The organism is Streptomyces daqingensis, assembly GCF_014645895.1.
Taxonomy (GTDB): domain Bacteria; phylum Actinomycetota; class Actinomycetes; order Streptomycetales; family Streptomycetaceae; genus Streptomyces; species Streptomyces daqingensis.
The window spans coordinates 308,872-327,940 of record NZ_BMMP01000002.1; the positions used below are offsets into that span (position 1 = coordinate 308,872).

The following is a 19,069-nucleotide window of genomic DNA, read 5'->3' on the forward strand; positions in this document are numbered from 1 at the left end:
TTCCGGTGAACCGCCGGGTACACCCGGGGCTGCTGCGCGCCGCGCTCCGCGTCGGGCCGAGTGCTACTCCCGTACGAGCCGCGCGCGGCGCAGCGTCGCGACCGCGTGGCCCGCCCGGCGGGCCCGCAGCACCGCGAACAGCGCGGCGCCGCCCGCGAAGACGGCGAGCGGGGGCTCGACCAGCAGCAGTCCCGCCCCTACGGCGAGGCAGCCGGCGGCGAGCGCCTTCCACTGCCCGCGCGAGGCCCGGTAGCCCTCCAGGGAGCGCTCGACCTGCGCGCTGTCGGCACGCGGCACACCGCTCTGCTGGTGCGCTGCCCCGCCGGGGCCCGCGGGCTCCGTCCGGGGCCTGCCCTCGTGCACGGCCAGCCAGGCGTTGGCGGCGGCCGCGGCGAGGAAGACCACGCCCCAGACCGTCGCGCCCTGCGCCGTCCGCACGGCTGCGAGCGCGAGGAACCCCGCGCCGAGGACGGCGTAGCGCCAGTGCAGCCGCCCGCTCACGAGACGACCCCCGCGTAGGAGAGCATCGCGATCACGCCGCACACCGTGAGGAAGACCGAGCCGGCGGCGACCAGGACGCGCAGCAGCGTGGTCATCCGGTGCTCGGCCGGCATGTTGACCTTGTCGACGTACAGCAGCCCCGCTCCGTAGATGCCGCACGCGAACACGCCGCCCACGATGGACGCCGGCGTGATCAGGTCGACGAAGTCCGCCCCGGAGGCGATCATCAGCAGCGCGCCGACGCCGGTCCACCCGTACACGAAGGGCCGGATGCCCCGCTGGCCGCGGACGCGGATCTTCTTGGAGACGGCGGCCAGGCTCTCGTACGTGGTCCAGGAGTACGCCTCCCACACCGCGTAGATCGTGCCGAAGAGCACCATCACGATGGCGACGATGTAGAAGTACTCGAACACCGGTGCCACCGAGGCCAGGAACTGCGACTGGTGGGTCAGCACGTCGTTGCCCTCGGGCACCTGCTGCTTCTCGCCGAGGATCGCCGCACCGTTGATCATGAACGCGGCGGCGATGACGCCCAGGGCGAGGAAGGCCGCCAGCATGTCGAACAGCGGGGCACGGCTCCAGGCGCGCGCCTTCTGGACCTCCTGGGGCTCCGTGGAGAGCGGGAGGCGGTCGCGGGGCTCCAGGGCGGCGAGGCGGTCGCCGATCGCGTCGATCTCGCGGTGGCCGAGCATGCCCCACTTCTTCTCGCGCAGCATGCCGGTGTAGCCGATGTAGTCGTACATGCCGCCGCCGAGGCCGCCCATGAAGACCACCAGCTCGACCCAGACCGAAGTGCTCCCGATGTCGGGGTACTTGTCGGCGACGAACGGGGCGTAGCCGAAGTCGCCGGGCACCAGCCCGCCGAGCACGCCGAGCCAGTCGGGCTGCGCGACGAAGACGGCGACCAGGACGAGCACCACCATCATGCCCGCGATGGCGACCTGCACCTTCTCCAGCACCGTGTAGCCGCCGACCCACGACAGCACCCCGGCGAATATCAGCAGGCCGACCGCGAAGTAGGTCGCGTCGCCCGCTCCCATCGATTCCAGGAAGTCGCCGAGCGCGACGGCGACCCCGCTCGCCCAGCCCGGGAAGGACATGAGGCAGATCGCTGCGAGCAGCACGGGGAACCAACCGCGCGGCCCGGGAAGCACCTTGGCGAATCTCGCCATGGGGTGCTCGCCGGTCAGGGTGATGTGACGGTTCGACGCGTAGACGAGGGCGCCCTTGGCGACCGAGCCGACGACCACCGCCCACAGCACGGCGTAGCCGAAGACCGCTCCCTCGCGGGAGGCGAGGATCGATTCGCCGCTGCCGATGGTCAGGGAGGCGATGATCGCCCCGGGGCCGAAGTACTTCAGCGCCGTGACGACGGTGACCCGCCGTTGCCGCAGCCCCGTCGGCGGTTCCGGCAGCCGCAGCGCGGTGTCTTCAATGCGGCCGGATTCTTCTGTACTCATGTAAGTCCCGCATATCCTATAGGATACTTCCGGTAGGCCGTACGCATATTCGAGCGCATGAGCTCGCACGTCAAGGGGCTGGACAGCCTTGTTTTCGGGATCAGCAGTCGCAGGGGGAGCAATGGACCGGCCTCGGACGGGCACAGCCGGCGCGGACGCAGCGCCAACTCCCCTGCCGCGGCGGCCGATGCTGGCCGACGACGTCCACGAGGCCATCAAGACGCTGATCATGGACCACGCCATCGAACCCGGCGCCCGCGTCTCGATCGACGGCCTCGCCCGGCGGCTCGGCGTCTCGCCCACGCCCGTACGCGAGGCCCTCGCCCGGCTGGAGTCGGCGGCGCTGGTGGTGAAGGAACCGCTGCGCGGCTACCGGACGACGCCCCTGCTGGACCGCGAACAGCTCGCCGATCTCTACCAGTTCCGGCTCCTCATCGAGCCGTGGGCGGCCGCGCGGGCAGCCGAACGGGCGGACGCCGCCGGGAGAGAGAGACTGCGGGAGGAGATGGAGTCCTGCGCCACCCCCAGCGACGCCACGTACGACGCCTACAAGGCGCTGACCGCGCACGACACCCGATTCCACGTGCTGGTCGCCGAGTTGGCGGGCAGCGCGCAGGTCCGTCTCGCGTTCGAGCGCACGCACTGTCACCTTCACATCTTCCGGCTCTACTACGACCGCGGCGTCGGGCAGCAGACGCTGGAGGAGCACCGGGCCATCACGGACGCCGTCCTCAAGGCCGATCCGGAGGCCGCCGAGGCGGCGATGCGCACCCACCTGGAGACGGCGTACTACGGACGGCTGCGCGGCGTCTCGGAGGAGCCCGGCGGCTGAACGGGCCCATCTGCAAGGCCGTTATGACGAGGCGTCAGGCCTCCGCTAGGGCCTGTCTGACAAATCCCGCCTGGCTCGCGCCGCCTGGCACGCACGTCTGCTGCGTTGTCGGACCGACCGAGTAGCCCACTACGAGGACAGACCTCCGCCTTGCACCCGCACGCACCAGACGACGCGAGCCCCGCCCTCCGGGCGAACGGCGCCATTTGTCAGACAGCCCCTAGCCGACGGGACGTGCGGGGCGGCGTACGGGAGGCGCACCACGGGAGGAAGTCCGGGGGCCGTCCGGGGGAAGCCGGCTGTCGGCTGGAATACCGCCGCATGCCCACGCCGCTCACCAGGCATGACATCGAGCGAGCATTCCGAACGCTTCGGCCGGATCGGCCTGTGGAACACCGCACTGGGCTCCACGGACCCGTCCAGGCGCGCGGAGATCACCCAAGTCGCGGCAGAGATCGAGGAGTTGGGGTACGGCGCACTGTGGATCGGCGGCAGCCCCGGGCTGGACCAGGCCGAACCGCTGCTCGCGGCGACCTCCCGCATCACCGTCGGCACGAGCATCCTCAACATCTGGCAGCACGAGGCGCGCGACGTCGCCGCCGGTCACGCCCGGCTCGACGCGGAGCACGGCGGGCGCTTCGTGCTGGGCCTGGGCGTCAGCCACGCGGAGGCGGTCACCGACCCGCGGGCGAAGGAGGAGCTGCGTCAGCGCCCGTACACGGCGATGCGCTCCTACCTGGACGCGCTGGACGCCGCCCCGCGGCCCGTGCCCGCCTCGGGGCGCGCCCTCGCCGCGCTCGGGCCGAAGATGCTGGGGCTGGCGCGGGAGCGGGCGCTCGGCGCGCTGCCGTACCTGGTGACGGAGGAGCACACCGCGCGGGCACGTGAAGCTCTCGGGCCCGGCGCCCTCCTCGCCCCCGAGCTGAAGGTCGTGCTGGAGACGGACCCGGGGCGTGCCCGCACCGTCGCCCGCGCGTACCTGGAGCGGTATCTGGGCCTGGCCAACTACCGCAACAGCCTGCTGCGGCTGGGCTTCACCGAGGAGGACTTCGCGGGCGGCGGCAGCGACCGGCTGCTGGACGCCGTCTACGCCCTGGGCGACACCGATACCGTTCGCGAGCGCGTCGAGGCGTTCCTGGCGGCCGGCGCGGACCACGTGGCGCTCCAGGTGGTCACCGCGGACGTCCCCCATGCGCTGCCGCTGGCCGAATGGCGCGCTCTCGCCTCCGCGCTGCCGTTGTGAGGGGCGCGGGACCGCGGGCGCCTGCACGGGCCGGCGGTCCCACGCGAGACCTCGACGGTGTCACCCCGGCTGGGTGTTGTCCTTCAGGGTGCCCCAGCCGTGCCACCGGTCGATCTCGATCCAGGCGCTGAAGCGGCGGCGGTCGCGCTGCGGGTACTGCTGCCCCAGGTACTGCCGTGCCAGCCGGTCGATGTCGGCGAGGCCCTCGTCCTCCCGGATCTCGGCGACCCGGCCGACGATGCTGATGTGGGTGTACCAGGACGACTCGTCGAGGACAGTGAGCGTCACGCGGGAGTCGTCCCGCATGTGCTGCAGCCGCTTCCGGCCCTCGTCCATGTTGACCATTACCCGCCCGCCGTCCCACAGGTACCAGGTGGCCGTCGACACCGGCTGGCCGTCACGGCGCAACGTCGTGATCACGGCCGGATTGGCCTTCTCCAGCATGGCGACGGCCTCGTCCGGAAGCGGGGGTTTCGACATACGGCGCTCCTCTGGGTGTCTGCGCCCGGCGCCACGCGGCTCGACGGGCGTCCCGGGCGGGTCCTGCGGACTGATCCGCCACGCGTACCCGGCGGCAGGCCGTTCAAGACGGCGGAGGGACGGCAGCGGCGGACGGCGGAGGACGCGCACGGACCGTGACACCCCTGGGGCGTCACGGTCCGTCTCTTCGCGGGGTTCGCGGGATCCGCCCGGGCGGGCCGCGCTCCCGGGCGGGATCCGCCCGGGCGTACGTCGCCTACTCGGGGACGGAGGCGCTCTCCGGCTCGGCGTCCTTCTGCCGCCCCGCGGCTCCGCGGCCGTTGCCGCGCACCTTGAACCAGCCGGCCAGCAGGAGGACCGCCCAGACGGCGCCGACGTACAGGGAGATCCGCGCCTCCGAGTCGTAGGCGATCAGGCCCGTCACCAGGAGCAGGAAGAGCAGCGCGCCGGTGCTCGCCACGGCACCGCCCGGCGCGGGGAACGGCGAGCGCGGCAGGCGTCCCGCCTTCAGCCCGACGCGGTACCGGATGTGGCTGCAGAGGATCATCATCCAGGTCCAAATGCCCGCCGCCGTCGCCACGGAGGTGACGTAGCCGAACGCCTTCTCCGGCACCAGGTAGTTGAGCACGACGCCGATGCCCATCAGCGCCGCCGAGGCCGTGATGCCGATGGCGGGCGACTTGCGGGAGTTGAGCCGCTCGAAGACCTTCGGCGCCTGGCTGTTGGACGCCAGGTCGCGCAGCATGCGGCCGGTCGAGTACATGCCGGAGTTGCAGGACGACAGGGCCGCCGTCAGCACGACGAAGTTGACGATTCCCGCCGCGAGGGGGATGCCCATCTCCGAGAAGGCCTTCACGAAGGGGGATTCACCTTCGGAGAATTCCGTCCACTTCACGACCGCGAGGATGACCGTCAGGGCACCCACGTAGAAGAAGATGATGCGCCAGGGAAGAGTGTTGATCGCCTTGGGAAGTGTCTTCTCCGGATTCTCTGACTCACCGGCCGTCACGCCGACGAGTTCGACGGCGAGGTAGGCGAACATGACGCCCTGAAGCGTCATCAGGCTGGAGCCGATGCCGTTCGGGAAGAAACCGTCGTGTGCGTACAGGTTGGCTGTCGACGCGCTGTCGCCGACCTCCGAGAAACCGAGGGTCAGTACGCCCAGGCCGATCACGATCATGCCGATGATGGCGGTCACCTTGATCATCGAGAACCAGAACTCGACCTCGCCGAATATCTTCACCGAGATGAGGTTGACCCCGAAGAGCACCACCAGGAACGCCAGCGCGCTGACCCATTGCGGGATCGCGGGGAACCAGAAATGGATATAGATGGCGGCCGCGGTCAGCTCCGCCATGCCGGTGACGACCCAGAGGAGCCAGTAGGTCCAGCCCGTCGCGAATCCGAAGAACGGGCCGAGGAATTCACGGGCGTACTCCGCGAAACTTCCGGTCACCGGCCGGTAGAGGAGCAGCTCGCCGAGGGCGCGCATGATGAGGAAGACGACGCAGCCCGCCAGCGCGTACATCAGGATGATGCTGGGGCCCGCCTTGGCGATGTTCGCCCCGGCCCCCATGAACAGGCCGACCCCGATGGCGCCGCCGATCGCGATCATCTGGACCTGACGCGGACCCAGCCCGCGCTCGTACTCCTCGTCGGGTCCGTTTCCTGCGGCCTTGCCGACGTCGTCGGGCCGACTGGTTTCCACCGAGACCATTACGTCCGTGCCTTTCTCCACGTCCGGCCGCGCCATTTCGGCAGAGCCGGATCCGGTACTCCCGGGAATGAATGGAGGTGCTGGTTGGCGATCCGCCAGCACTGGGGCTCCGGCACGGCTGGAACGTCGCCGCGCAGGAGATCGTGAACATTTATCACGGCGCCCGGACGTGTCGACACGGGGGGCATGTGACCGACTTCACGGATAGAAGGGCCTAAACTCGGCACGGCGGTTCAATCACCCCCGGGCCGTTGATCCCGGCATTACCTCGATTTGAGAATGGATTAAGGAAGGCATTGAAGACTTGAGGCGGCGTTGAGGTTCAACCGGGAGGCGAGTTGAGGGAAATCTGAGGTAACCCGGGCGGAACCGCGCTCGCTCCACGTGAATCCGAGCGGCGGTTGACGGAGGGACATCACTCCCGGCATTTCCTCCGCCACCCTCGGTACGGACCCTCCTGCCCCTGTTCGCAGCAGCTGTTGACTCGCAGCGTGTTCGACTCGACGCTTTCCGTATGCGATACGGCGGCGGAGAAGGTGACTACGGGACGCCGAGACGGATTCCGCGACTCTGGGGAGCCCGCCGGAACGAGACGGAGCGGCACTATCCGTGCGACGACCTGTCGGGCGGGTCGGGCGAGGCATGGTTCCGCGCCGTCACGGTGGACGCCGCCCGCCCGTCCGTCTTCCGCTGGCTGTGCCAGCTGAAAGTCGCCCCGTACAGCTACGACCTGCTCGACAACCTCGGGCGCCGGAGCCCGCGCCGGCTCACGCCCGGCGCGGAGCGTCTGGAGAGGGGCCAGCGGGTGATGACCATCTTCCGGCTCGCGGACTTCGCCTTGGACGACCACCTCACCCTCGTCCTGGACGACACCCGGGCGCTGCGGGTGTTCGGGCCGCTCACCCTCACCTACGCCGTCACGGAGGAAGGTCCCGGCAGGACGAGACTCGTGGTGAAACTCGTCCCGGGCGAGGAGGGCGGGCTCCCCGGGCGCCTGCGCCGCCGCGTCCTGGCCTGGGGCGACCTGTTCATGATGCGCCGCCAGCTGTTCACGCTGCGGAAACTGGCGGAGAACGGGGAGGCGGCGTAGCCGGGTTGGCTTGCTTCCCGCGCCGATACGGGTTGCGGCCGGTCGGCCCACGGTCCCGCGCGACCGGCCTCGCCTACCCGGCGTCCAAGAACTCCCGGGCTCCGCGCAGCCGGGAGCACAGTCGGCTCCGCGTCGCGCTCCCTTCGAGACGGACGTCGAGCGCGCCGGGCGGGCCGCTGCGAGCCCGGCGTCCGGCAGGCAGCAGGGAGGGGTCGAGCCCGTCCCGGCGTGCGATCAGCACGCCGAGCTGGTGACGGCTGACGGCGTCCGTTCCGGCGAGGTGGAACATCCCCGCTTCTCCTGAAACCGCGAGCTCCCGCAAGGCGGCGGCGAGATCGGCGACGTGCACCGGGCAGCGGACGTCGTCGGTGAACAGGACGCCGTCACGCGGGTCCGCCGCCAGGGCATGGACCAGACGCTCGTGCACGGACAGGCCGTCCCCGACGATCAGTGAGGTGCGAGCGACCGCGGCCTCCGGCGCCAGCAGCCGCACCGCGGTCTCGGCGGCCGCCTTGGCCGCGCCGTAGGGGGTGACGGGGTCGGGCAGGCAGGACTCGTCGTAGTGAATCCGCGCGCCCGAGAACACGGCGTCGCTGGAGACATGGACCAGCCGGCGACCCTGCCGCACCGCGGACATCGCCACACGGATCGCGCCGTCCGCTGTGACTGCCCAATCGCCGTGCCCGCTGGTCGCGTTGATCACCGCATCGGGCGCGACCGCCCCGATCACGTCGTCGACCTGTCCGGGGACACGGATGTCGAGCCGGTGCCAGGCGACTCCGGGGACGTCGCGCACACGGGACCGGTACGTCGCCGCAGTGTCCCAGCCCGCGGCCGCCGACTGACGTACCAGCTCGCTCCCCAGGTACCCGCTGCCTCCGACGACCAGGAGCTTCATGACGCCCTCCGAGGGAGTCGGTCGGGGTCCGGCCGGACCGGGACGGCTGTCCCGCGCCGCAGGTCGCCGACCGCGGGAGCGAGGAAGTCCCGGGGAGCCGGGCGATGTGCTCTAGCTTCCCTTCCCGTACTGATGCGGGTTGCCCGCCGGCGGTTGCGGAGCGCCGTAAGGGAACGGCGCCTGGCCGGGTTGCGGCTGGTAGGGGCCTTGCTGCGGCCAGGGCGGCTGCTGGCCGGGGCCGCCGTACGGGCCCTGCTGCGGGTACGGGGGCTGCTGCGGGCCGGGAGCCTGCCCGGCACCGGGGTGGCCGTACGGCCCCGGCGCGCACTGCTGCGGCTGGACGCCGGGCGCCTGCTGGGCGAACGGATCGTGCGAGCCCGGGAGTTGAGCACCTGGAGGCAGGTACCGGGTGCGTCCCTGCCCGTCCTGTACGGGCACGAGCCCGGCCTGCCGCAGCACGTCCGCCGACCGCTTGTTCCTCCTGCGGGTCCACAGGAATCCGCAGGCGATGATCAGCATGAGGAAGCCCCAGCCCACGATGGGGGCGACGGGCGTCCTGTCCGAGGCGACGTTGCGGATCAGCAGGAAGGCGAATCCCGCTGTCAGCCCGATCGCACCCATGAGCACGCGCTTCTCGGCGTTCTTCCCGGTGAGGTCGTACGTGACCCGCGCCTTGAGCAGCTCCAGGTGAGGGTGGGCCTCGGGCACCGGCGTGAGCTTGAACCCCGGCTGCATGCCGGGGAGGTCGCCGCCGTTGAGGGCCTGCGGGTAGCGGGCCGCGTTGTCCGCCGCACGGTGCTGGGCCTCGGGGCTCGGGTCGCGGTGCAGCGTCAGTACCGTCTTGGGCGCCCGGCCGCCGGTCTGGTGCGTGTCCCCGTACATGAAGCCGAACTGCTCGGCGACCAGCACCAGTCGGGCCAGCTTCTTGGTGGAGCCCCACCTGTCGACGACCTGCACCGTGTGCGCGCCGGACATCTCGCGCAGCATCTTGTCGACTTGCCTCATGGCTGACTCCCCCTCGCGCTCCCCCTGTGTGCAACGCACACGAAAGCGTACTTCCCGGCTCCCGCTCCCCCGCCCCGGGGTAGATTCGGCCGGCCCACGGGCTGACGAGCGGGTGAACGGCTGCGCACACGACCGTGGGAGCCCGCCCCCGGAAGCCGTACGGGCGGACGGCCGCGCGCCGTCCTGGTGAGAGAGATCCTGGTGCGCCGTTCGCCCCTGCGGGGCAGCCGCTGGCTCGCCCCGCTGACGGTCTGCGGATGCCTGGCGTTCAGCGCGTTCTTCGAGATGATCGAGTGGTGGGCGGCGGTCGTCGGGGGTCCCGGCGCGTACGACTTCCTCGCCACCCAGGGCGATGTGTGGGACACGCAGTGGGACATGTTCCTCGCCCTCGTCGGCGCCACAACGGCGCTGCTCCTCCTCAGCAGGGCCCACGACCGGCAGCTCGGCGCCCTCGAGGCGCAACGTCGCGGCCCGTCCGGCGGTTAGGACGGAGTAAGCATCAGGACGAGCGGCGAGGACGGACGATGCCGGAGCGGACGGGCCCCTTCTGGGACGGGATCACGGGGCGCGCACCGCTGCCCCGGGCGGCGGCCGCCCTCGGCTTCGAGTTCGTCGACGCGGACCCCGAACGGGGCACGATCGAGGTGGCGTTCACCGCCACCGAGGACTTCACCAACCCCGTGGGCAACGTCCTGGGCGCGTTCCTCTCAGCGATGCTCTACGACACGGTGGGGCCGGCGCTGCTCGCGACGCTCGAACCCGGACAGTTCCAGTCGACTCTGGAGCTGAAGGTCGCCTTCTGGCGTCCCGCGCGGCCCGGCCGGTTCCTGGGGAGCGGTCAAGTGACGCGCAGAGAAGGCGACCTGGCGTTCCTCGAGGCGTCGCTCGCCGGCAGCGACGGGACGACGGTCGCCACCGCGACGGCCACGGCACGTGTCATCGCGCTGGCCGACGCGGCAGGGGCGGTCTGAAGGAGAGGCCCCCGAAGGCCGCGAGCGCGACGCAACTCCCGCCCCTCTCCGCCTACTTGACGACGAGCTGGCTCTGGGTCGTATGGCCCACGAGGCGGTCCTCGCCATCCGTGAGCCGGGTCTGGACGACGATGAGGGTGCCGCCCACGTGCAGCGGACGCGACGTGGCCGTCACCACGCCGGAGCGGACGCCGCGCAGGAAGTTCGTCTTCGACTCCACCGTCGTCGTACCGGCGCCCGCCGGCAGGTTCAGGAACGCGCACACCGCGCCGACCGCGTCCGCCAGCGACATCAGCGCGCCGCCGTGCAGCACGCCCCCCACGGTGCACAGCTCCTCCGACCACGCCAGCGTGCCCACCGACTCCTCGGCGCCCGCCGTCTCGAGCGTCATGCCGAGCCGCGCGGCGAAGGGCATCGAGGCCAGTAGCGCCGCGGGCGTCGGACCGCCCTTCGCTCCGTTCGCCTCGTCCGCCATCGGTGTCCTCCTCAGCCGGTCTCCTGCAGAAACAACACGGCGCACTCTGCCAGGAGTTACGGCCGTGTGCAGCGAGGCACCGTCGTGTTCCGGCCGACGTGCCACCGGTGCGTGGACGACGGCATGGCGACGGTGTCGGGCCTCGACGGGGCGGAGCGGTCACCGCACTGTTACTCGCGAGTTGGAACCGGTTTCATGACGCATTCGGTCCGAGCAGTGAAGTGGACAGACGGAGTCCAGCCCCACGGCACGGAGGAATCCGCCAATGAGATCCAGGAGCGCCCTCACGCTCTGCATCCCCGCACTGCTGGTCGCGGCGGTCGGCGCCGGATGCGCCGACCCGCAGGAAGCGGCGGAGAACGCGAAGGAGTTGAAGAGCGACTCCCGGCAGATCGAGAGCAACGACGACCGGTCCGTCATCCAGCTCGCGGACGGCCGCTGGGTCGAGATGCGCTACCGGCCGGGGAAAGGGCTGATCGAACGGCACCAGCGGTCCACGAGGGGAAGATGGACCACCGCCAGGACGATCCACCGCACGAAGGCCGGACCGTGCCGGGGCATCAAGCTGCGCGCACGCGGCGACAGGGTCGCGGCGATCGCCGACTTCGGGCACGCCTGCCGGGAGGACCAGGCTCCGGACTGGTCGGTCGCCGTCGTCGCCGAAGGCGAACTGTCCGACTGGGACACCGACGTCGAGAAGGGGACGGACGGCTGGCCCCGCGCCCGCTTCATCGACGACGGCGTGCGCTTCGTCGACAAGTGGCACAGCGGGACGAGGACCCTGCTGTGGACGCCGGACGGCGGATTCGACAAGAGGACCGCCTGGGAAGGCATCCGGAAGTCCTTCGTCGGCACCTGGCGCGCGGAGGACGGCAGCCACCGGGTCACCCTCGAGCAGGGCGGGGCCAAGCCCCCGCGTGTCACCATCACCACGTCCGACGGCGAGTGCGAGGCACACGGCCAGGTCGACATGATCGGCGACGTCGTGCAACTGCCCTACGACATGGACAAGGTCAAGGGGAGGAACCCCGATGCGCTCTGCCCGCCCGAGAACAGCATGCCGAAGAATCTCGAGTTCAAGGGCGGCTCGCTGCGTCTGACCACGTCGGTGGAGAGCGATGACGCGGACGGCTACCGGGACAAGACTCTCGCCACCTACGAACGCGTCAACTGACGACTTCGATCAGCGAGTCGGGTCCGCCACCCGACAAGGCCGTCCCGCGGAACCGGTCGACGGGCGGGAAGGCAGCGGTCAGAGGCGGGCGATGTCGGCGGCACGGCCTACCCTGCGCGGGTGACTGAAACGAGCACGGACGACCGCTGCCTTCCTCCCGCCCTCGCCGACGTGGCAGGCGTCGAGTTCGACTACGCCGACGGCGACGGCATCGACTTCGAGCCCTACAGCGCCTTCGAATCCGCCGAGGAGACGACGGGCTGGATCCGCGACTGGACGGGTGACCGCACAGCCGACGGCAGCGCCTACCGCGTCTTCGGACAGGACGGCACCGGGGGGCTCGCCGCCCTCTGGCTGGCGCGGCCGGGCCGGGGGCTGTCCGATCAGCCCGTGGTGTTCATGGGTTCGGAGGGCGCGCTCGCCGTGGTGGCGGGCAGCCTCTCCGACTTCCTCTGGCTCCTGGCCGACGGCGTAGGGCCGATGGAGGCCGTCGAGTTCGGGAGCCGCGATGGGCGCCCCGACACACGCCTCACCGAGATCGCCGAGCGCCACGCGCGCACCCCGCGCAGGCCCGCCGGCGAGATCATCGACGGCGCACGGGCCGAGTTCCCGTCCTTCGTCCAGGACTTCGAGGCACTCTGCCGCTGAGCCGGGCCCTTCCGGAGACCGTGCGGCGCGGCCCGATCCGGCGGCGCCCCCGGTCCGCGTCATCCTGGACGACATCCCCGCCCGTACAGGCGCGGACAACCGCCGTTGGCGAGGAGGTCGCACCGTGAGCATCCGTACGACGCATCGCGCTCTGCTGAACCGCCTGCTGCCCGGTGACAAGCTGGAGGAACTTCCCGTACGGCAGGGGCAGTTCCACACCGTGGTCATCGGCTCGGACCGCGTCGTGTGCCTGCCCCGCACCCGAGGGGCGGCAGGGCGGCTGCCCGAGCGGGCGGCCGCCCTGCACGCACTCGCCGGGCTCGACCTCGGCTTCCGCACGCCTGAACCACTGTCGCGGGGCGGCGCCGAGGGCACGGAAGAGGTGCCGTTCCTGGTCCTCAGCCGCATTCCCGGTGAACCTCTCGAGCGCGGCGCGCTTGGCGACGCGCGGGTGGCTGCCACGGCGGCGGCGCAGTACGCCACCCTGCTGTCCGGCCTGGCCCGCGCCGGCACCGACGAGACGGCGCGGGCAGCTCTCCCCCACGTACGAAGCGACCGCTGGCGGCGGTTCGCCGAGGATGTGCGCGCGGAGCTGTTCCCCCTCATGTCCGGCTCCGGGCGTCTCCGGGCGGAGCGGGAACTCGAAGCGGCCGGCGCTCTTCCCCACCTCACCCTGGCGGTGGTGCACGGTGACCTGGGAGCCGGGAACGTCCTGTGGGAGTGGACGGACGGCCTGCCACACCTCTCCGGAGTCCTCGACTGGGACGACGTCGCGCTCGGCGATCCGGCCGAGGACCTCGCAGCCGTCGGCGCGGGCTACGGCCGCGAGTTCCTGGAGCAGGTGGTCGCCTTGGACGGCCGGCCGGACCACGGGCTCCTCACCCGCGTCACCGCGATCCACGGCACGTTCGCCCTGCAGCAGGCCCTTTTCGCGATCCGCGACGGTGACGAGGAGGAACTCTCGGACGGCCTGGCCGGCTACCGCTGAAGCGCCCGGCACCCGGCACCCGGCACCCGGCACCCGGCTCAAGAACACCGGTGCACGGACACAGGCCGGGAGCATCCGGAGACCACGACCACCTCAACCGGCGCCACTCCTCCGGTAGTTGCTCCCCTTTCCCTTCGCCCCGGGCGCGCGCCCTGCCTTGACCGTGGTGTGAGACTTGCGGCATGGACAAGGGGCGTGAGTCGCGGTGGGACAAGGACGCGATGACGGTGGAGATCGGTTTCGCCCTGGTGACCGCCGTCGCCCTGGCCGCCGTGGTCTTCGCCGCCGTCCTCGCCCTCGCATGGGCTCTCGGCACGTCCGGTCCGGAGGACCAGGGCGTGTCGGCAGGTGCGCTGCTCGGAGCGGCGGCCGGATCGTGGCGCTTGGTACGGGTGCTGCGCCGGTTCGACGAGCAGCGCCGGAAGGGCAACTGACTGCCGGACTGCGAGTGTTCATCTGGGATTCGGCATCGCGGCGAGGGGATCGGTCAGCGGCCGACAGCGGTTTCGCTGCCGGGTCGCTTCGGCGTACCTCCGACTCGTTCCGTGATCACGACGCCGGTGCACGGTGTCGAGCGGCCGGTGTCCGAGAGAACGCCGCGAGGACGCCGGCCTTGGCAGACACCCCGGTCCCGCGCTTGATCGGAAAGTTGTCCGATGCACTGATGCCGTGTCACCCGTGGGCCTACAGTGACCCGCATGCCCGACGCCTCGTTTCCTCCCGACGCCGACGTGGCGGGGATCGGCTCGCGGATGCTGGAGTTGCGCGTCCAACGGGGCCTGACACAGACGGACTTGGCGGGCGACCGGTTCACGAGGGCGTACGTGTCCTCGATCGAGGGAGGCAAGCGCACTCCTTCCCCGGCCGCGGCGGCCCACTTCGCGGCCCGGCTCGGCATGGACCTCGAGGACCTCTGTTTCGGCTATCCCCCGGGCCGCCGCCGCGCGTTGCTGGCCGAGGCGGCCGAGGCACGTGTCGCCCTGTCCGAGGGCGACACGGAACGGGCGGCCGCCGTCTACGAGGCGCTCAGTGCGGAGGCGGCGCGGCACGGGGACCGGGCACTGCGGGCGCTCGGCCGGCACGGGCTGGGCCTCGTCGCCCGTCACGGAGGTGATCCGGCCGCCGGGGCCGCGCTGTTCGACGAGGCGGGCGCGCTGCTGCACGACCGGCCGCTGGCCGAGCGGCTGCCCGCGCTGATGGGGCGGGTCTGGGCGCTGTTCGCGAACGGGCTGATAGAGGACGCTCTGTCCGTCGCCGAGGACCATCTGCGCGAGGCGGTACGGACGTCCCAGCCGACGGCGGAGTTCGCCCTGCTGGCCGCGTGCGGTCTCCCACATGTGGAACGGGGGGACCTGGGCCGGGCCGGGGCCGTGGCCGACGCCGCGCTGCGGAGGGCGCCGGACGTGAGCACGTCGGACGTCCTGGCCCAGGGCTACTACCACGTCAACCGGGTCCTCGTGGCGCAGGGCAGATACGACGAGGCGGAGCAGACGATCGTGCGCGCCACGGCCCTGTACGAGCATCTGAGGCTGCGCACCGAGGTGGGCATGTGCCGTTTCGCCCACGGCTATCTCACCGCGCGGCGGGGCCGGCTCACCGAGGCAGAGGAACAGCTCCGTGAGGCGCGGGACATCCTGAGCGCTACCGGAGCCGTGCAGCGCAGGATCAATGCGACCGCCGAACTGGCCGAGATCGTACGCAAGTTGGGGCGCCCGACGGAGGCAGCCGAACTCGTCGGCGAATGCCGGGAGGTGGCGGCGGGGCGTCAGGACCCGGAGCAGGCCGCCGAACTCGACCGCATCGAGGCGCGGATCGCGGTGGACCGGGGCGACAACGCCGCCGCCGAGGCCCTGTTCCGTTCCGCCATCGACCGCTACCTGCTGGTCGGCGCCACGCTCGAGGCCATCGGGACCTGCCGGCTCCTCGGCGACCAGCTCCTGCGCGCCGGGCGGACGGCGGACGCCGCAGAGGTCTACCGGCGCGGTCTGGCCGCGCTCGAAGGGGTGTAGCGGCGCCCGCGTTCCGCGGGCTCGGGCCCAGCCGCCGCGCCGTCCGGCCACCGTCAAGTTCTCGTCAAATGCCTTGCCGCACAAGGCTCTTGACGCCGCACGCGGGGCCACGCACACTTCTCAGCAGCAGGGTAACAGCTTCCATAACTCCTGTTGACAAACCCGGCGCGCCCCCACCGGCCCGTGCTCCCGAACCCCACCTCAGAGGAGCGGCGGAGACCGAGTCCTACGGCGGACCGAGCCGGGCAACTCAACCGGAAGCAGCTTCAGTTGCCCCGTGTACCACCTGACCCAGTCGCACGTCCGCGCGCCCCACCGCGCCCTGCGCCGGTGTGGCACGCCGTCCGGTCCATAAGCGTCCGAGATCCGGTCCAGGAAAGGTCTGGTGCACTACATGAGATCCACGACCCGCCGTCTGAGCGCCCTCGTGCCCGCCGCGCTGCTGCTCACAGGCATGCAGCTCGCCGGCTCCCCGGCACACAGCGCGACACCCCCCTCCGCCGAGGTCCGGCTCGCCCCCGCTGACACAGCGATATCGGGCAGCTGGATCGTCACCCTCAAGGACGGTGCAGAATCGCCCCGCTCCGCCGCGGCTGACCTCGCCCGCAGCAACGGCGCCGACCTCACCCGCGTCTACCGCGAAGCGCTCAACGGCTTCGCCGCGAAGATGACGGAGAGCGAGGCACGGAAGCTGGCAGCCGACCCGCGAGTCGAACGCGTGGAGCAGGACTCGAAGGTCTCGCTCAACGAGACCCAGGCCGACGCCACATGGGGGCTCGACAGGATCGACCAGCGGGACCTGCCGCTGGACGGCTCGTACACCTACAACACCACGGCGTCCGGCGTCAGCGTGTACGTCATCGACACCGGAATCCGCGCGTCGCACAGCGAGTTCGGCGGGCGGGCGTCCGTCGGCACCGACACCGTCGGCGACGGCCAGAACGGCAACGACTGCAACGGCCACGGCACGCACGTCGCCGGAACGGCGGCCGGCGGCACCTACGGCGTGGCCAAGGAGGCCTCGGTCATCGGCGTCCGCGTCCTCAGCTGCAGCGGCTCCGGCAGCGTCTCCGGCGTCGTCGCGGGAGTCGACTGGGTCACCGCCAACGCCGCGAAGCCCGCTGTCGCCAACATGAGCCTCGGCGGCGGCGTCAGCGACACCCTCGACGCTGCCGTGAGCAACTCCATCGCCTCCGGCGTCACTTACGCGCTCGCCGCCGGCAACGGCGACATCTTCGGCAACCCGCAGGAGGCCTGCAACGCCAGCCCCGCGCGCGTGCCCGAGGCGATCACCGTCGGCGCCACCGACGACACCGACACCCGCGCCTCCTTCTCCAACTACGGGACCTGCGTGGACCTGTTCGCACCCGGCGTGGACATCACCTCGTCCTGGATCACGGACGACTCGGCCACCAACACCATCAGCGGCACCTCGATGGCTTCCCCGCACGCCGCCGGTGTCGCCGCCCTCTACCTGGCCGACCACCCCGAGGCGACCCCCGCCGAGGTGAGTGACGCCCTCGTGGCCAACGCCACGAGCGACAAGGTGCAGGACCCGATGACCGGCTCCCCGAACAAGCTCCTCCACAGCCTGTTCTGACCCAGCACCCGGCGGGTGAAGGGCGTTTCACCCCTCACCCGCCGGACCGGTCCCGGTTCGGCGGCGCGGCTACGGTCCTGCCGCCGGGCCGGGACGACGCACGAAGCACCGCGCACCACGCACGACGCCCCGCCCCGCCACGCCAGACCCGGGGCGCGGACCCCGTCCGCGCCCCGGGGACCCCCCTGCTCCCGATCCAGGATTTGCCATGCGACTTCGTCCGAAGCTGAACCTGAAGCTGAACCGAAAACGGTCCACCACCGTCGCCGCCCTGCTGGCGCTGGCGCTGGCGGCGCCGCTCACCGCCGCCGTCGACGCCACCGCCTCCTCCCCGGACCGGCCGTCCTCCGCGACCGCCGAGGAGTCCGTGCGGCAGTACGAGATCCACGGGCCGTCCACCCCCGCGGACCGCACCGCGCTCACGGCCACCGGGGTCTCCCTGGACGAGGTCCACGACCACTCGGTCGTCGTCACCGCCGACCCGGCACAGACCCGCGAGCTGCGGAAACTCGGGTACTCGCTGAAGAAGCTCGACGGCCCTCCGGCACGCACCGGCGGCAAGGCCCGCAAGGCCGGGGACTTCCCGCCCGAGGACTCCGGCTACCACAACTACGCCGAGGCGATGGAGGAGATCGACCAGCGCGTGGCGGCGAACCCGTCGATCATGAGCAAGCAGGTCATCGGCAAGTCGCACGAGGGCCGGGACATCATCGCCGTCAAGATCAGCGACAACGTCGCGACGGACGAGGACGAGCCCGAAGTCCTCTTCACGCACCACCAGCACGCCCGCGAGCACCTGACCGTCGAGATGGCGCTGTACCTGCTGCGCGAGTTCGGCGAGGACTACGCGACGGACTCCCGGATCGCGGAGGCCGTGAACGGCCGCGAGATCTGGATCGTCCCCGACCTCAACCCGGACGGCGGCGAGTACGACATCGAGTCCGGCTCCTACCGCAGCTGGCGCAAGAACCGCCAGCCCGCCTCGGGCGCCGTCGGCACGGACCTGAACCGCAACTGGGACTACAAGTGGGGCTGCTGCGGCGGCTCTTCGAGCAGCCCCAGCTCGGAGACCTACCGGGGCCCGTCCGCCGCGTCCGCACCGGAGGTGCAGGTCGTCGCCGACTTCGTGCGCTCCCGAGTGGTCGGCGGCAAGCAGCAGATCAAGGCCGCCATCGACTTCCACACCTACAGCGAACTGGTGCTCTGGCCCTACGGATACACCACCGACGACACCGCTGAAGGCCTCACGCAGGACGACCGCGACGCCTTCGCCACCGTCGGCGAGAAGATGGCCGCCAGCAACGGCTACACCCCTGAGCAGTCCAGCGATCTCTACATCACCGACGGCTCGATCGACGACTGGCTGTGGGGCGACCAGAAGATCTTCGCCTACACCTACGAGATGTATCCGACGAGCATCTTCGAAGGCGGCTTCTACCCGCCCGACGACGTCATCGAGCGGGAGACCGACCGCAACCGCGACGCGGTGCTCCAGCTCATCGAGAACTCCGACTGCATGTACCGGTCCATCGGCAAGGAAGCGGAGTACTGCTCGGGCGCCTGAACCCCAGCGCCCGGCACGGGCGGGCGGCGGGACGAGCAGTAACGGCGAACTGCCGCCCGCCTCCTGCCCGTTCACACCGCGCTTGCCGGTACGGGCGGGCCGGGACACGCACCCTCACGTGCCCCGGCCCGCCGCCGCGCGTATTACCTCATCCGGCTCCGCTGTGACTTCTGGACGGGAAGATCAGTCGAGCCGCTCGACTGCCAACCCGAGGAACCCGGCCCACGCCTCGGGCCCGACGGTGAGGACGGGACCGGCAGCCGACTTCGAGTCCCGCACGTGCACAGCGCCACCGGCCGCCGCGACCTCCACGCACTCACCGCCAGCTCCGCCGCTGTAACTGCTCTTGAACCATGCCGACTCCGGAAGAGCCGACTCAGATGTCTTGATGCTCATCCCACTCCCAGCAGATCT

At 71.2% G+C, this 19,069-nt stretch carries 19 protein-coding genes and 1 pseudogene; 12 read left to right on the top strand and 8 right to left on the bottom strand.

Annotated features, from left to right (window positions below; translation table 11 throughout):
- Positions 1–63: 63 nt before the first annotated feature.
- Positions 64–501, bottom strand: a complete 438-nt coding sequence (locus tag IEY56_RS03740) for a hypothetical protein (RefSeq protein ID WP_189035596.1) — start codon at positions 499–501, stop codon at positions 64–66.
- Positions 498–1,961: an Nramp family divalent metal transporter gene (locus tag IEY56_RS03745; RefSeq protein WP_189035597.1), complete on the bottom strand. Its 1,464-nt coding sequence runs from the start codon at positions 1,959–1,961 to the stop codon at positions 498–500. The genes IEY56_RS03740 and IEY56_RS03745 overlap by 4 nt, the downstream gene beginning before the upstream one ends.
- A 187-nt stretch (positions 1,962–2,148) precedes the next feature.
- On the opposite strand from IEY56_RS03745, the gene IEY56_RS03750 reads away from it, so the two are divergent.
- Entirely contained in the window at positions 2,149–2,793 is a 645-nt protein-coding gene (locus IEY56_RS03750) for a GntR family transcriptional regulator (RefSeq protein WP_229711584.1), read from the top strand.
- A gap of 343 nt (positions 2,794–3,136) precedes the next feature.
- Positions 3,137–4,036, top strand: coding sequence for an LLM class F420-dependent oxidoreductase (locus IEY56_RS03755; RefSeq protein WP_189035599.1), 900 nt, complete (start codon positions 3,137–3,139; stop codon positions 4,034–4,036).
- Positions 4,037–4,096: 60 nt separating this feature from the next.
- On the opposite strand, the gene IEY56_RS03760 is transcribed toward IEY56_RS03755, so the two are convergent.
- Together IEY56_RS03760 and IEY56_RS03765 are read right to left on the bottom strand one after the other, a co-directional pair.
- A complete protein-coding gene (locus tag IEY56_RS03760) occupies positions 4,097–4,516 on the bottom strand; it encodes a PPOX class F420-dependent oxidoreductase (RefSeq protein ID WP_189035600.1) in 420 nt (139 codons plus the stop codon).
- A 256-nt stretch (positions 4,517–4,772) separates the two neighbouring features.
- A complete protein-coding gene (locus tag IEY56_RS03765; RefSeq protein ID WP_189035601.1) occupies positions 4,773–6,233 on the bottom strand; it encodes an amino acid permease in 1,461 nt (486 codons plus the stop codon).
- A gap of 514 nt (positions 6,234–6,747) precedes the next feature.
- Between IEY56_RS03765 and IEY56_RS03770 the strand changes: the two genes are divergently transcribed.
- On the top strand, positions 6,748–7,323 hold the full coding sequence (locus IEY56_RS03770; RefSeq protein ID WP_189035602.1) for a hypothetical protein: 576 nt from the start codon (positions 6,748–6,750) through the stop codon (positions 7,321–7,323).
- A 73-nt stretch (positions 7,324–7,396) separates the two neighbouring features.
- Here IEY56_RS03770 and IEY56_RS03775 read toward each other — a convergent pair whose 3' ends face one another.
- Positions 7,397–8,221: an SDR family oxidoreductase gene (locus IEY56_RS03775; protein ID WP_189035603.1), complete on the bottom strand. Its 825-nt coding sequence runs from the start codon at positions 8,219–8,221 to the stop codon at positions 7,397–7,399.
- Positions 8,222–8,332: 111 nt separating this feature from the next.
- A complete protein-coding gene (locus tag IEY56_RS03780; RefSeq protein WP_189035604.1) occupies positions 8,333–9,226 on the bottom strand; it encodes a hypothetical protein in 894 nt (297 codons plus the stop codon).
- A gap of 177 nt (positions 9,227–9,403) precedes the next feature.
- On the opposite strand from IEY56_RS03780, the pseudogene IEY56_RS03785 reads away from it, so the two are divergent.
- Positions 9,404–9,712 (top strand): annotated as a pseudogene (locus IEY56_RS03785) (DUF2238 domain-containing protein); the annotation flags it as partial.
- A gap of 38 nt (positions 9,713–9,750) precedes the next feature.
- A complete protein-coding gene (locus IEY56_RS03790; RefSeq protein WP_189035605.1) occupies positions 9,751–10,197 on the top strand; it encodes a PaaI family thioesterase in 447 nt (148 codons plus the stop codon).
- A gap of 52 nt (positions 10,198–10,249) precedes the next feature.
- Here the strand turns inward: IEY56_RS03790 and IEY56_RS03795 are convergent, their stop codons facing one another.
- Complete coding sequence (locus IEY56_RS03795; RefSeq protein WP_189035606.1) at positions 10,250–10,672, bottom strand: PaaI family thioesterase; 423 nt, start codon at positions 10,670–10,672, stop codon at positions 10,250–10,252.
- A 265-nt stretch (positions 10,673–10,937) separates the two neighbouring features.
- Between IEY56_RS03795 and IEY56_RS03800 the strand changes: the two genes are divergently transcribed.
- The 7 genes from IEY56_RS03800 (at position 10,938) to IEY56_RS03830 (ending at position 18,655) form a co-directional block, all read left to right on the top strand.
- On the top strand, positions 10,938–11,846 hold the full coding sequence (locus IEY56_RS03800; protein WP_189035607.1) for a hypothetical protein: 909 nt from the start codon (positions 10,938–10,940) through the stop codon (positions 11,844–11,846).
- Positions 11,847–11,966: 120 nt separating this feature from the next.
- Entirely contained in the window at positions 11,967–12,494 is a 528-nt protein-coding gene (locus tag IEY56_RS03805) for an SMI1/KNR4 family protein (protein ID WP_189035608.1), read from the top strand.
- 124 nt (positions 12,495–12,618) lie between these two features.
- The gene (gene vph / locus IEY56_RS03810) at positions 12,619–13,482 is read left to right on the top strand and encodes a viomycin phosphotransferase (RefSeq protein WP_189035609.1); all 864 of its coding nucleotides are present in this window, start codon (positions 12,619–12,621) and stop codon (positions 13,480–13,482) included.
- Positions 13,483–13,664: 182 nt separating this feature from the next.
- On the top strand, positions 13,665–13,916 hold the full coding sequence (locus IEY56_RS03815) for a DUF6332 family protein (protein ID WP_189035610.1): 252 nt from the start codon (positions 13,665–13,667) through the stop codon (positions 13,914–13,916).
- A 264-nt stretch (positions 13,917–14,180) separates the two neighbouring features.
- The gene (locus tag IEY56_RS03820) at positions 14,181–15,491 is read left to right on the top strand and encodes a helix-turn-helix domain-containing protein (protein ID WP_189035611.1); all 1,311 of its coding nucleotides are present in this window, start codon (positions 14,181–14,183) and stop codon (positions 15,489–15,491) included.
- 385 nt (positions 15,492–15,876) lie between these two features.
- Complete coding sequence (locus IEY56_RS03825; RefSeq protein ID WP_373292024.1) at positions 15,877–17,091, top strand: S8 family peptidase; 1,215 nt, start codon at positions 15,877–15,879, stop codon at positions 17,089–17,091.
- Between the two features lie 208 nt (positions 17,092–17,299).
- A complete protein-coding gene (locus IEY56_RS03830) occupies positions 17,300–18,655 on the top strand; it encodes a M14 family metallopeptidase (protein WP_189035613.1) in 1,356 nt (451 codons plus the stop codon).
- Positions 18,656–18,838: 183 nt separating this feature from the next.
- Here the strand turns inward: IEY56_RS03830 and IEY56_RS03835 are convergent, their stop codons facing one another.
- Positions 18,839–19,051, bottom strand: coding sequence for a DUF397 domain-containing protein (locus tag IEY56_RS03835; protein ID WP_189035614.1), 213 nt, complete (start codon positions 19,049–19,051; stop codon positions 18,839–18,841).
- Between the last annotated feature and the right edge of the window lie 18 nt (positions 19,052–19,069).

Excerpts from the sequence above, each read along its gene's own strand:
- IEY56_RS03745 (WP_189035597.1), bottom strand. The coding sequence starts at position 1,961 with ATGAGTACAGAAGAATCCGGCCGCATTGAAGACACCGCGCTGCGGCTG.
- IEY56_RS03750 (WP_229711584.1), top strand. The coding sequence starts at position 2,149 with ATGCTGGCCGACGACGTCCACGAGGCCATCAAGACGCTGATCATGGAC.
- IEY56_RS03755 (WP_189035599.1), top strand. The coding sequence starts at position 3,137 with ATGACATCGAGCGAGCATTCCGAACGCTTCGGCCGGATCGGCCTGTGG.
- IEY56_RS03760 (WP_189035600.1), bottom strand. The coding sequence starts at position 4,516 with ATGTCGAAACCCCCGCTTCCGGACGAGGCCGTCGCCATGCTGGAGAAG.
- IEY56_RS03765 (WP_189035601.1), bottom strand. The coding sequence starts at position 6,233 with ATGGTCTCGGTGGAAACCAGTCGGCCCGACGACGTCGGCAAGGCCGCA.
- IEY56_RS03770 (WP_189035602.1), top strand. The coding sequence starts at position 6,748 with ATGCGATACGGCGGCGGAGAAGGTGACTACGGGACGCCGAGACGGATT.
- IEY56_RS03775 (WP_189035603.1), bottom strand. The coding sequence starts at position 8,221 with ATGAAGCTCCTGGTCGTCGGAGGCAGCGGGTACCTGGGGAGCGAGCTG.
- IEY56_RS03780 (WP_189035604.1), bottom strand. The coding sequence starts at position 9,226 with ATGAGGCAAGTCGACAAGATGCTGCGCGAGATGTCCGGCGCGCACACG.
- IEY56_RS03790 (WP_189035605.1), top strand. The coding sequence starts at position 9,751 with ATGCCGGAGCGGACGGGCCCCTTCTGGGACGGGATCACGGGGCGCGCA.
- IEY56_RS03795 (WP_189035606.1), bottom strand. The coding sequence starts at position 10,672 with ATGGCGGACGAGGCGAACGGAGCGAAGGGCGGTCCGACGCCCGCGGCG.
- IEY56_RS03800 (WP_189035607.1), top strand. The coding sequence starts at position 10,938 with ATGAGATCCAGGAGCGCCCTCACGCTCTGCATCCCCGCACTGCTGGTC.
- IEY56_RS03815 (WP_189035610.1), top strand. The coding sequence starts at position 13,665 with ATGGACAAGGGGCGTGAGTCGCGGTGGGACAAGGACGCGATGACGGTG.
- IEY56_RS03820 (WP_189035611.1), top strand. The coding sequence starts at position 14,181 with ATGCCCGACGCCTCGTTTCCTCCCGACGCCGACGTGGCGGGGATCGGC.
- IEY56_RS03830 (WP_189035613.1), top strand. The coding sequence starts at position 17,300 with ATGCGACTTCGTCCGAAGCTGAACCTGAAGCTGAACCGAAAACGGTCC.
- IEY56_RS03835 (WP_189035614.1), bottom strand. The coding sequence starts at position 19,051 with ATGAGCATCAAGACATCTGAGTCGGCTCTTCCGGAGTCGGCATGGTTC.